The 12269-nt window shown below is 32.5% G+C and carries 16 protein-coding genes and 2 pseudogenes; 15 read left to right on the top strand and 3 right to left on the bottom strand.

The window, feature by feature from the left end; all coding sequences use genetic code 11:
- The 10 genes and pseudogenes from ACH2BG_RS12700 to ACH2BG_RS12655 form a co-directional block, all read left to right on the top strand.
- Window positions 1-358: pseudogene (locus ACH2BG_RS12700) on the top strand (efflux RND transporter periplasmic adaptor subunit); the annotation flags it as partial.
- A 12-nt stretch (window positions 359-370) separates the two neighbouring features.
- A complete protein-coding gene (locus tag ACH2BG_RS12695; RefSeq protein ID WP_395048062.1) occupies window positions 371-1102 on the top strand; it encodes a ZIP family metal transporter in 732 nt (243 codons plus the stop codon).
- Window positions 1103-1265: 163 nt separating this feature from the next.
- A complete protein-coding gene (locus tag ACH2BG_RS12690) occupies window positions 1266-2018 on the top strand; it encodes a sulfite exporter TauE/SafE family protein (protein ID WP_395048061.1) in 753 nt (250 codons plus the stop codon).
- Window positions 2019-2037: 19 nt separating this feature from the next.
- The gene (locus tag ACH2BG_RS12685; protein ID WP_395048060.1) at window positions 2038-4056 is read left to right on the top strand and encodes a heavy metal translocating P-type ATPase; all 2019 of its coding nucleotides are present in this window, start codon (window positions 2038-2040) and stop codon (window positions 4054-4056) included.
- Between the two features lie 193 nt (window positions 4057-4249).
- Window positions 4250-4582, top strand: coding sequence for an ArsR/SmtB family transcription factor (locus ACH2BG_RS12680; protein ID WP_395048064.1), 333 nt, complete (start codon window positions 4250-4252; stop codon window positions 4580-4582).
- A gap of 28 nt (window positions 4583-4610) precedes the next feature.
- On the top strand, window positions 4611-5078 hold the full coding sequence (locus ACH2BG_RS12675) for a DUF6428 family protein (RefSeq protein ID WP_395048059.1): 468 nt from the start codon (window positions 4611-4613) through the stop codon (window positions 5076-5078).
- Window positions 5079-5087: 9 nt separating this feature from the next.
- Window positions 5088-5738 carry an MIP family channel protein gene (locus ACH2BG_RS12670; protein WP_395048058.1) on the top strand — a complete coding sequence of 217 codons (651 nt, stop codon included), beginning with the start codon at window positions 5088-5090 and terminating at the stop codon, window positions 5736-5738.
- A gap of 3 nt (window positions 5739-5741) precedes the next feature.
- Window positions 5742-6515: a metallophosphoesterase family protein gene (locus ACH2BG_RS12665; RefSeq protein WP_395048057.1), complete on the top strand. Its 774-nt coding sequence runs from the start codon at window positions 5742-5744 to the stop codon at window positions 6513-6515.
- Window positions 6516-6530: 15 nt separating this feature from the next.
- Window positions 6531-6911: a glycine cleavage system protein GcvH gene (gene gcvH, locus ACH2BG_RS12660; protein WP_395048056.1), complete on the top strand. Its 381-nt coding sequence runs from the start codon at window positions 6531-6533 to the stop codon at window positions 6909-6911.
- Window positions 6912-6942: 31 nt separating this feature from the next.
- Window positions 6943-7040, top strand: a pseudogene (locus tag ACH2BG_RS12655) (cadmium transporter); the annotation flags it as partial.
- 66 nt (window positions 7041-7106) lie between these two features.
- Here ACH2BG_RS12655 and ACH2BG_RS12650 read toward each other — a convergent pair.
- On the bottom strand, window positions 7107-7538 hold the full coding sequence (locus ACH2BG_RS12650) for a hypothetical protein (RefSeq protein WP_395048055.1): 432 nt from the start codon (window positions 7536-7538) through the stop codon (window positions 7107-7109).
- 52 nt (window positions 7539-7590) lie between these two features.
- Complete coding sequence (locus ACH2BG_RS12645) at window positions 7591-7854, bottom strand: hypothetical protein (protein WP_395048054.1); 264 nt, start codon at window positions 7852-7854, stop codon at window positions 7591-7593.
- Between the two features lie 233 nt (window positions 7855-8087).
- On the opposite strand from ACH2BG_RS12645, the gene ACH2BG_RS12640 reads away from it, so the two are divergent.
- The 3 genes from ACH2BG_RS12640 (at window position 8088) to ACH2BG_RS12630 (ending at window position 10721) form a co-directional block, all read left to right on the top strand.
- The gene (locus tag ACH2BG_RS12640; protein ID WP_395048053.1) at window positions 8088-8300 is read left to right on the top strand and encodes a hypothetical protein; all 213 of its coding nucleotides are present in this window, start codon (window positions 8088-8090) and stop codon (window positions 8298-8300) included.
- Between the two features lie 628 nt (window positions 8301-8928).
- Window positions 8929-9891, top strand: a complete 963-nt coding sequence (locus ACH2BG_RS12635) for a hypothetical protein (RefSeq protein ID WP_395048052.1) — start codon at window positions 8929-8931, stop codon at window positions 9889-9891.
- A gap of 14 nt (window positions 9892-9905) precedes the next feature.
- Window positions 9906-10721, top strand: a complete 816-nt coding sequence (locus ACH2BG_RS12630; protein WP_395048051.1) for a hypothetical protein — start codon at window positions 9906-9908, stop codon at window positions 10719-10721.
- A 101-nt stretch (window positions 10722-10822) separates the two neighbouring features.
- Here the strand turns inward: ACH2BG_RS12630 and ACH2BG_RS12625 are convergent, their stop codons facing one another.
- Window positions 10823-11137: a YchJ family protein gene (locus ACH2BG_RS12625; RefSeq protein WP_395048050.1), complete on the bottom strand. Its 315-nt coding sequence runs from the start codon at window positions 11135-11137 to the stop codon at window positions 10823-10825.
- A 190-nt stretch (window positions 11138-11327) separates the two neighbouring features.
- Here ACH2BG_RS12625 and ACH2BG_RS12620 point away from each other — a divergent pair, with 190 nt between their 5' ends.
- Window positions 11328-12050, top strand: a complete 723-nt coding sequence (locus ACH2BG_RS12620; RefSeq protein ID WP_395048049.1) for a DUF4369 domain-containing protein — start codon at window positions 11328-11330, stop codon at window positions 12048-12050.
- Window positions 12047-12269, top strand: a 223-nt coding sequence (locus tag ACH2BG_RS12615) for a peroxiredoxin family protein (protein ID WP_395048063.1), incomplete at its 3' end; no start/stop codon positions are given. The genes ACH2BG_RS12620 and ACH2BG_RS12615, both read left to right, overlap by 4 nt.

The following is a 12269-nucleotide window of genomic DNA, read 5'->3' as shown; positions in this document are numbered from 1 at the left end:
GCTAATTGACGGAATGAATATAACCGCAATTGTAAGTTTAAATGATATAACTACAAATGCAGTTCCGAATGATGCTATTGTGAGTGCAGACGGCAAAGACTATATTTTTGTTGTTACCAATAAACAAGCCGAAGAAGAAAAACCAGAAGAAGGAGAAGTGGAGAAAGAAACCGAAACAAAAGGTAAAGTAGAAGAGGCAAAAAACACCAATTTTGAAAAAATTGAAGTGGTAAAAGGCGTTTCTAACATGGGTTATACCGCAATCACGTTAGTAAAAGACATTCCTGAAAATGCCAAAATTGTAACCAAAGGAGCATTCTTTGTAAATGCTAAACTGACCAATAAAGGAGAAGAATAATTAAAATCGAAAATGACAACAATTTCAGAAGTCTATTTATATGCTTTAATCCCTGTAATCTCTATCTTAATGGGTGGAGTTGCAGGATTATTTACAATGCCGAGCGGTGCGTTCAAAAGTTCCGTTCTGCATTTTGCAGGCGGTGTAGTTTTCTCGGTAGTTGCAGTCGAATTATTGCCAGATATTATCAAATTCCACAAACCTATTGAAGTTGCTATTGGCTTCGGATTAGGAATATTTACTATGTTAATAGTAAAATATTTCGCAGAAAAAATTGAAGCGAAACAAGAAGGTAAAATCACTAAAAATGCTTTGCCAATGGGATTATTGGTGGCGTTAGGTATTGATTTAGCCATAGATGGCTTACTGCTTGGAGTTGGTTTTGCAGCTGGTAATACCGAAGGAATTTTATTGTCAGTAGCATTGGCATTAGAAACCTTTTCATTGGGTTTAGCAGTAGTTTTGGCGTGTAAGAATTATCAGTTTACAAAACAAAAAAACATATTAATTCTATTTATTTTAGGTTTAATATTTTTTGTTGGAGCTATTTTAGGAATTACTTTGTTATCACATTTATCGCAAGAATGGTTGGAGTTGGTTTTATCTTTTGGTTTAGCCGCACTATTATTTCTTGTAACCGAAGAATTGCTTATAGAAGCCCACGAGGAAAAAGAAACCTTGTTACAAACTGCAATGTTTTTTGTAGGGTTTCTAATATTTTTATTAATTGGAATGATAGTATAATATAATTTAAAAATAAAATAACAATGATAAATATAAACCCAAAACACAAACATACTTTTGACGCTCAAGGCAAATAACTCTGTTGCACACTCGAAGAAAAAATAAATCGTAAAACCGACAATCAAACAGGAAAAGATTGTTGTTAACCTTTAAATATTTTTAAATGAATACCACTACAACAACAATTTTATTCTTTCTTCTTGCTTTTGTAAGTGAAATTATAGGCACACTTAGCGGCTTTGGCTCTTCAGTGTTTTTCGTTCCTTTAGCGGGAATGTTGTTTGATTTTAAAACAACTCTTGCTCTCACAGGAATTTTGCATATTTTCAGCACAGCATCTCAGGTTTATCTATTTCGCAAAAGCATTGACTGGAAGTTGGCGCTGAAAGTAGGCATACCAAGCGTTTTAATGGTTCTTTTGGGTGCATATCTCAATAATAAAGTTGACCTAAAATATGCTGAACTGGCTATGGGAATATTTCTCGTTGCTTTTGCAATCACCTTCTTTGTCAAAAAAGATTTGAAGTTTAAGCCTACCAACTTTAATGCAATCGCGGGTGGGGCAGTTGCAGGTTTTCTTGCGGGACTTATAGGAACAGGTGGAGCAATACGAGGTGCAACCCTCACAGCTTTTGACTTAAAGAAAGATGCTTTTGTAGGCACATCCGCAGGAATTGATTTTGCAGTTGACCTTTCGCGCACGCTTGTTTATTTGTACAATGGTTATCTCGACAAAAAATACCTCTGGTATATCCCTGTTTTGTTTGTACTAGCTTACGCAGGTTCATGGATTGGAAAAAAACTATTAGATAAAGTGCCTGAAAACATTTTCAAAAAATTTGTTCTTGTTTTGATTTTTGGAGTAGGGTTATTTATGGTGTATGGATTTATCACAGGTAAAGCAGTAATTAAATAGTTTAAATAATAAAATTAAAATGAAACACATACATAAATACGATGCAAACGGTAAACAACTTTGTTGCACACTCGAAGAAAAAATAAATAAAAAAACAGATAAACAAACAGGTTGTTGCTCAACTCACAACGACCACGAACATTCAGACGATGACGGTCACGACCATTCAGGCACAGACCAAACCACGTTTCAAATGTTCTTGCCAGCAATAATAAGTTTTACATTATTACTTATTGCAATTGGCTTCGACAATTATTTTCCACAAACTTGGTTCACAGGTTGGGTGCGAATAGCGTGGTATATTGTCGCTTACATTCCTGTTGGTTTTCCTGTATTAAAAGAAGCATTTGAAAGCATTCGCAAAGGTGAAATATTTTCAGAATTTCTACTAATGTGCATTGCAACAATCGGAGCATTTTCAATAGCTCAATTTCCCGAAGGTGTAGCGGTAATGCTATTTTATGCTATTGGCGAAATTTTCCAAACATTAGCCGTACAACGAGCAAAATCTAATATCAAACTATTATTAGACCAACGACCAGACGAAGCAACCGTTTTAAATGACGGAAATGCAATAATCAAAAAAGCATCTGAAATTATAATTGGTGAAATCATCCAACTCAAATCTGGAGAAAAATTAGCATTAGACGGAAAACTTTTAACAGATAACGCCACATTCAATACAGCAGCACTGACAGGTGAAAGCAAACCCGACACCAAACTAAAAGGCGAAACAGTTTTGGCAGGGATGATAAACCTAAACACCATTGCACAAGTCGAAGTTACAACAGCTTACACCGATAGTAAACTGTCAAAAATACTCGAAATGGTGCAAGAGGCAACCGCAAAAAAAGCACCAACGGAATTATTTATCCGAAAATTTGCTAAAATTTATACGCCTATTGTAGTGTTCTTAGCAATTGCAATTTGTGTGTTGCCTATCCTTTTTGTAGATAATTATGTGTTTAGAGATTGGTTATATAGAGCATTAGTTTTCTTGGTTATTTCTTGCCCTTGTGCGTTAGTTATTAGCATTCCGTTGGGTTACTTTGGAGGAATCGGTGCAGCAAGTAAAAATGGAATTCTCTTCAAAGGTTCAAGTTTTCTCGACATAATGGCATCTATTCAAGTAGTCGTTATGGACAAAACTGGAACACTAACCAAAGGTGTTTTCAAAGTTCAAAAAGTAGTAGCTGTTGATGTTTCGGAAGCTGATTTAGTAAAATACACATCTGCACTCGAAACCAAATCAACACATCCAGTTGGAACTGCAATAATAGAATATGCAAAAGGAACAGAAAAAAACGCAACCGTTACCGATGTAGAAGAAATTGCAGGACACGGACTAAAAGGAAAAGTGGACGGAAAGGAAATCTTGGCAGGAAACATAAAATTGATGAAAAAATTCAACATCAATTACGATGTCGAAATCGATAACACACCATTTACAATTATTGTCATTGCAATCAATCAGAAGTATGCAGGATATTTTTTAATTGCCGACGAAATCAAAGAAGATGCAAAACAAGCCATCGAAAGCTTGCACAAAATAAGCGTCAAAACCGTAATGCTTTCAGGCGACAAACAAGCCGTTGTAAATGCAGTTGCAAAAGAACTAAATATAGATTTAGCACACGGCGATTTATTGCCCGAACATAAAGTAGGAAAAGTAGAAGAACTTAAATTGCAAAATCTAAAAATTGCTTTTGTTGGCGATGGTGTAAATGATGCTCCTGTTGTCGCTCTTGCGGATGCCGGAATTGCAATGGGTGGTTTAGGAAGCGATGCCACAATAGAAACAGCCGATATTGTAATTCAAAACGACCAACCTTATAAAATATATACAGCCATAAACATAGGTAAACAAACAAAAAAAATCGTGTGGCAGAATATTGGTTTAGCATTCACAGTAAAAGCAATTGTTCTTGTTCTTGGTGCGGGTGGTTTAGCTACAATGTGGGAAGCCGTTTTTGCAGATGTTGGAGTAGCGTTGTTGGCCATACTTAATGCGGTTCGGATACAGAAAATGAAATTTTAAATTACACATAAAAGCATGTTTATATTAAAAAAAACAGGCTTTTAATATAAATACTCAGTGCTTTAGATATTAATTTCAGATTTGATAATTGGTATAAAAACACATTCACTAAAGTTATCTAATTGTTAACTTTTAAATGTATGTTTTGAGCGTTTTATTAAATATCGTAATATTGCAATATAAATATATCACAATGGGAGTATCAAAAACAGAGCATTTTACAGACGAACAGAATGAACTGGCAATTTTAGCTAAAGCAATGAGTCATCCGGCTCGAATAGCAATTATAGAGCATTTGATAAAAGTTGACAGTTGTATTTGTGGAGACATCGTAAATGAGTTGCCTTTGGCACAGCCTACGGTTTCACAGCATTTAAAAGAACTTAAAAATGCAGGTTTGATAAAAGGAAGTTTTGAAGGAACTACAATTTGTTATTGTATAAACGAAGCAGGCTTTGAAAAAATCAAGGGCTTTTTTAAACAGGTCACAGAATATTTGGAAAAAAAGAAAAGCGAATGTTGTTAAATTTTAATAATCAATAAATATATATAATATGAAATTATCTCAAATAAAAACTATTTTAAAAACAGTTGATACTGTTAATTTTCAGTTGCCAAATGGGACTTATGTTCCTGAACATTTCCACGTTACCGAAGTGGGCTTAATTACAAAAAACTTTATCGATTGCGGTGGAACGGTTCGTAAAGAAACTGTTATTAACTTTCAATTATGGGAAGCAAACGATTTTGAACACCGTCTAAAGCCTCAAAAATTAAGCACTATCATCGAGTTATCTGAAAAGGTATTAGGGATTGAGGATTTTGAAATTGAAGTAGAATATCAAGACACTACTATCGGTAAATATGATTTGGATTTTAATGGTAATGATTTTGTTTTACTAAACAAACAAACAGCTTGTTTGGCACAAGACCAGTGTGGTATTCCGCAGGAAAAACAGAAAGTTAATTTATCTGGAATGTCTAACCAAACAAGTTGTACTCCAGGAGGAGGGTGTTGCTAAAATAATTTTATGAAAAAGTACATAGCTGAAATAATAGGAACATTTGCAATAGTGTTTTGTGGAACAGGTGCAATAATTATAAACCAACAGTCAGATGGCGCAATTACACACGTTGGTGTTGCCATGACGTTTGGACTTATTGTAATGGCTATGATATATACATTAGGAACAATTTCGGGAGCACATTTTAATCCTGCCGTTACCATTGCATTCACCCTAGCTAAAAAATTTGAATTAAAAGAAGTTATTCCTTTTATAATAAGTCAATTAATTGGTGCTTTTTTAGCAAGTTTTATTTTGAAGTTTTTGTTTCCAATGAATGAGTTTCTTGGGGCTACAATACCATCAGGTACAGCCTCCCAGTCATTTATTTTAGAATTTATACTAAGCTTCTTTTTAATGCTTGTAATCATAAATGTAGCAACAGGAAGTAAAGAGCAAGGTATGTTTGCAGGACTTGCAATCGGTTCAACGGTTTTGTTAGAAGCAATGTTTGCAGGCCCTATATGTGGAGCAAGCATGAATCCTGCACGTTCATTAGCCCCTGCGATTGTTAGCGGACATCTTGAACATTTATGGATTTATGTTGTGGCAACAATTTTGGGAGCAGCTTTAGCTATTCCTACTTGGAAATTTCTTAATAACAACGACAAAATATAAATTATGAAAATAGCATTATTTAGTGACATTCACGCTAATTTACCTGCATTAGGAGCATTCTTCCAAGACATCGAAAAAACAAAACCTGATGCCATTTATTGCCTTGGGGATTTAGTAGGCTATAACATTTGGCCGAACGAAGTAATCAATGAAATCAGAAAAAGAGGTATTCCAACCATTGCAGGAAACTATGATTTTGGCGTGGGCAGAACTTCCGATGATTGCGGTTGTGCTTACAAAACTGATGAAGATAAAGCAATGGGATCACAATCCATATCCTATACAAATCAAATAGTTGGAATTGAAGAAAGAAAATATTTAAGAACACTTCCTGCGCACATCCAATTAGAATATCAATTGGACGAAGAAAAATTATTTGTTTTAATGGTTCACGGAAGTCCAAGAAAAATAAACGAATACCTGTTTGAAGACCGTGACGAAAAAAGTATGATGCGGATAATGGATGCGCCAAATGCAGATATTATGTTTTTTGGACACACGCACAAACCCTATCACAGAGTTTTTGAATACGAAAAAGATGGAAAAACTGCTTACCGACACGCAGTAAATTTAGGTTCTATCGGTAAACCAAAAGATGGTGATGTTAGAGGTTGTTATATTATGCTTACGTTAGACGAAAACAGTAGCAAGTTCAATAAAGAAAGTATCAAAGTAGAATTTATTAGAGTGGAATATGATGTAGAAAAAGCAGCGAAAGCAGTTGAAGACAGTATTCTTCCAAATGCCTACGCTGATATGCTTCGCAAAGCTTATTAACTAAAAACCATAATTATGAACTTTCCAGAAAACATAAAATACCACATCGAACACACTTGGATTAAAGGCGAAGGAGAAATTGGGATTGTGGGAATTACTGATTTTGCACAAAAAGAATTAGGGGAAATTGTCTATGTAGATTTACCAAATATTGGGGCAAATTTAGACCAAGATGAAGTTTTCGGTTCTGTTGAAGCCATAAAAACAGTTAGCGATTTGTTTATGCCTGTTTCAGGCAAAGTAGTAGCTATAAATGAAGATTTAAACAGCAATCCTACTTTGGTCAATTCTGACCCATTTAATCAAGGGTGGATGTTAAAAATTGAATTGACAAATCCTCAAGAATTGGAGAGTTTGGATAATGCTTCAGAATACAAAAGCAAAACAGAAAAATAAGTCAAACTATTTTAGGAAGCGATTGTATTGAGGGGGAGTAGGAACAATATGGAAAGCTTTTTTGCAGAGATTAGTGTAGCATTATTGGCAATTTTGAATGCTGTTAGAATTCAAAAAATTAAATTTTAAAGTTAGTTTTAATAATAAAAAAGGGGGTGATACCCCCGTTTTTATTATTAATATTGAAAGTAAGTATTATAATCCGAGTTCCGATTCAATTAAATCACCCACCCCTTCTTTGCCTTTAAGTTCAAGCCAAATTTCACTTTTATCTCCACTAATGGAAAGATTAAAAGTAAAAAAATCACAGCATTCTCTTTCTGTTTTAATAAACTGGGTTAACTCATCAATCATCTTGTCAGAGCCATTAAACTTAAATGCAAAACCATCTTTCAATTTCTTTTTCTCTAAAATCTGTTTTTTAAGGCTTGCGAGAACAGTTTCTTTGCGTTTTTGCATTTCAGGTGAAGTCAGTTTACAGGAAAGCTGATTGCTTCCGTTTTTTGCTTCGCATTTATCCGAACACAATGAAGATGTTTCACCTGTTGGTTTTATATCCGATTTATTATTTTGACAACCGAATAAACCCACGAACGAAAATAGTATAACAATAAATAAATTTCTCATTTTATATTGTTTGAATTAATAAGAGCGCCCATTGGGCGCTCTATGTTAAATATTATGCTTTTTTTGGAGGTGTTTTAGCACCACAGCAAGAACCATCTGTTTTACATACGTGTCTTTCAGATGTAGCTGTTTTAGATTTATCATCTGTTGTAGTGGTGGTTGAATATTCCGTTGTATTGGTCGTCGAAGCTGTTGTATGCGCAGAACAGCAAGTTCCCTTTTTAGTTTCTTTTTTAGCTGTATTTTTAGCTTCTTGAGCATTTGCATTTACACTAAATGCAAATACAAATAATAATATTGTGATTATTTTTTTCATTTTTAATTTATTTAATTGTTTATAATAAGTGGCTATAGCAAATTACTCTTTATTATTTAAGTAATAAAAAGAATGAGTTTTAGCGGGATTTAATAACTAATTAAGTAAATCTTGGAGGATGCCAAATATCAAATGACTGTAACGACAAAAAAACATTTCTGTTCTTGAAATTATTCTTCACGCTTAATTCCCGTTGGAAAAGCAATGAATTTTTATAAGTAATCGGTAATAAAATGGGTAATTTAAGGCAACAAAAAGAAGAAGAACAACTTTGTTTATCACACCCATCGTTGTTTTTTTGGTTACCAGATTGCTGTGCGCAAGATTTTTTACAGTGTTCGGATGAAAATTTAGCATACATTATTCTAACGGCTGGCGTAACCGAAATACTTAAAATAAAAAAACTTAATATAAAAGCTAAATGTTTCATTGAATGGCAAATGTAAGGTAAATTTAGAAAGACAACTGTTATTTAAAACTAAAAGTATTAGTTTTAAATAACAAGCATCTTTTTTTTGAATATCATAATCTTTATACACTAACTTGGTGTTTGTATTAAAGTTAGCATATACAAGAAACCTTTGCAATGGCATTGCAATGGCATTGCAATTATTGTAATAATCATTGCAATGTGTGAAAACAGACAATACTAATTTTAGTTCGATTTAGGTTCGGTTGTAATTTAGTTTCAATTTGGTTGCGTTTTAGTTGCAACTGGTTTTCATGGTTACATATACCCTTAAACATCATATTTTATTGTTGTTTTGAATCTTATAAATAAGTTATTACAACCAGTTTTCAATTTAGTTGCAACCAGTTTTTAATATTTAATTTTAGTAATTTTAATGTAATTCGAAAACTATCATTAAAATAAAATCACTATTAAAACCATTGCAATACCATTGCAATAAATATTAGAAAACATTGCAATACTTTTTCAGGACAATACACTTTATTTTAAAGGTTTTATGTAGTATTGCAATGATTAATATCGATAATTGCAATATCATTGCAATTTTAAATAAATTCGATGTAGAAGATATTCCTTTCTAAAAAAACAGACGACAACTAAAAATGATAAACAGCGGAAAATATACTTTCGAATCGTATGCTATTGTTCTCAATGCTGATAAGACAGTTATAAAATTGAACCCAGCACTTGAAAAATTAGGATACAAATTTCAATGGATAGATGAAACAGAACTTGAAACTAACTTTTCTGAAATATTTAATGTCCCAAAAAGTAATGACCGACCTCTTACGATAATGATTGGAAGAGAATTCAAGGGAATATCTCACGAACTGCATAACGCACTTGTTCATACACCGCCATTTGGAGAAATTATACATATGGAGTTCCCTGGAATACTTTTGCTATGTAAGTTGGCTGACTTTAATGTAACTGGAGACGGAATGGATTTTGTAATTGAACAAACTGCGTTTATGTCCTTTTTTGACTTTGCTGAAGACTTATTACTGCAAATGCGACTTTTTAAAATTGGGGAGATTCGTTATTCTCAATTTTTCAGTATCACATCAGAAACAAGGCAAGTTGGTTTTAGGAAAACAGGAATTTCAATCGGCTCAAGAGGTGATTACACTTTGACTGACGAAGAAGCAGAAAAACTATCGAGCATATTGATTGCAAAATATGAGACAAATAATTTAACGGAGCTTGCAATCAAAAACTTTAATGTGGTTTACGACATTCCAGACGGACGATTACGCTTTATTACATTGGTAACTTGTTTGGAAAGCTTATTTAATTTAGGTAGAGACCAAATTGCACATACCATTTCAAGACATTTATCAATGATTCTTTCCAACAACAAGGAGCAGTTCAAAGAGAATTACAAACAAATTAAAAAACTATACAATATGAGAAGTTCAATTGTTCACGGTGGCGAGTATAATGGCGACATAATCAAAGATTATCTTGAACTTTCTGATAAAGTAAGGGTAGCAATCAAGTATTGTAATATCCCCGACTTGACTAAAGAAAAACTATTTGAAGATTTAAACGCGAAAGGATTTTAAAAAGACCCATCACATTGAATAAGAACTTTACCACATTGCTTAATGAAGCACAGTTTACATATGAAATTTTAACCTCGGGAATTACTCAACTTGGTAAAGTAAACTATGCAAAAAAAGGAGCTTATTTTTCTTCTTTTATTTCCATTTCAACTGGTTTAGAAAGAATTGGCAAACTTTGCGTAATTTTAGACTTCTATATAAAAAACGAAGGAAAGTTTCCAGAAGAAAACACATTAAAAAACAAGATAGGTCACGACTTGGAAAAATTATATGAAAATTCAAAAAATATAATTGCAGACAATGGAATTGAACTTTATTTTCTTAGAAATTTGGACAGTCAAATTCATAAAGATATTATTTCAATTTTATCAAAATTCGCTAAAGGTGACAGATATTCAAATATTGATTTTATAGTTAAAAGTAAAAATCAAAGTGACCCAATTTATGATTGGTATACAAAAGTTGAACAAGTCATATTCGACAATAGAGTTACTAACAAGAAAAAGGAAAATATTACTAACAATGCAAAATTTATTGGTGACTTAATGAGAGAAAGTGCATCAGCATTATATTTTGGAGAAACTGGAGAACAAATTAGAAGTATTGAAGAATCGAGTTTTAAAACAGGAATGGCAGAATCAAATATTAAATTTCGCCAACTTTATGTAGCACAAATAATCAGATATTGGGTAGAAATTTTAAGGGATTTGCAATACAAGGCTATGAGTTTTAGACAAAATGAAATTCCGTTTTTTGGAGAGATTTTTGCGATTTTTTACAATGAAGATTCTTATTTGATTACAAGAAGAAATTATGAGAGATTAAGATAGTTTCAATTTATTTAAGCTTTCTATGTACCATATTTGTACCTCATAACCTTAAACCCCTTTAAAATCAATAATTCTTTATTTCTGTATTGGCAAATAAATTTTTAAAACCATTCTCCATCTACGTAAAACCAGCTTCCCTCCTCTTTTTGAAAAGTAGATTTTTCATGATGTATTTGAGATTTTAGATTACTGTCAATATAGAAAGCTTTAAACTCGACCATAGTTTCAGTTGCATTTACAATTTCGAGTTTTATCCATTTATTTTGTGAAGCAAAAGCGAGTGTCTCTTCTTTATCATGAAATTTTCTGGTCGAAATGTGTGTCGTTGCCAAAATATAATCGATATTCTGAACACAATAAGCAGAATATCTGGAACGCATTAAGCTCTCGGCAGTTGGTGCTTTTTGAGTATCCAAAATGTAAGGTTCGCAACATTCTGAAAATATTTTATTGGAGTTACAGTAGCAGTTTTTCATTAATATATAAAATGATTACAAAATATAACTATCAGTCATTTGTACTATAAATAATTAACAACAAAATAACAAAAATTGCTTTTAATAAAAATAAAAAACTTTATTTTTGCATTCAAAATAATTTAAAAAGATGAAAAAAATAATTGTAATTGCTCTTTCTGCCTTCGTAATGTCATGTACAGGAATTATTGGAAATGGGTTTAAAATTTCGGGAGAAATAAAAGGACTTCCTGACGGAACAAATGTTTTCTTAGAAAAACAAAATAGTTCACCTGCATCTGGTGTAATAGCTGTGGATACTGTACAAATTAAAAACGGTAAATTTACTTTTGAAGGTAAAGCTGAAGAACCAGAAATTCATAGTGTTCGTTTCGACAAAACTCAAGGAGGATTTATAGTTGTGGTTGAAAAAGGTAATATAAATGTTGTAATAAACAAAGATAGTATCCAATTAGCTAAAATTTCTGGAACATTCAACAATGAGGAATTAGGGAAATACAACGCTGAAATGATGAAAATCCAAAAAAGAATGATGGCATTTCAAACCAAAAATATGCCTATAATGCAAGCTGCATCAGAAAAAAAGGATACAGTTGTAATAAACAAACTTAGAAAAGAATATTCTGTATTTCAAGAAGAATTTACAACTTCAAATTACAAATACATAGAAAGTAATCCTAAATCATTTCTTTCAGTTTTACTTGTTGAAGGTATGTTTAATGATCCACAAGCTAACCTTGAAAAAATCAAAAAGTTTTACTCAGGATTAGATTCTGATGTAAAGGCTACAAAACCTGGAAAAAGCATTCAAACAAAACTTGACGGCGAAAAAAAAAGCAATCTAAAGAAATAGATTTATCAATAGGTCAAAGTGCTCCTAATTTTACAGCAAAAAACGTTGATGGAAAATTAGTTTCACTTAAAGAATCTCTTGGAAAAGTAACAATTATCGATTTTTGGGCTTCTTGGTGCGGTCCTTGTCGAAGAGAAAACCCTAACATGGTTTCTTTATACAAAGAGTTTCATTCTAAAGGTTTAAATGTTATTGGGGTATCATTAGATAAAGAAGCTA

Source organism: Flavobacterium sp., from assembly GCF_043779715.1.
In the GTDB taxonomy this organism is placed as follows: Bacteria; Bacteroidota; Bacteroidia; order Flavobacteriales; family Flavobacteriaceae; genus Flavobacterium.
This window is presented reverse-complemented; position numbering and strand designations above follow the sequence as displayed.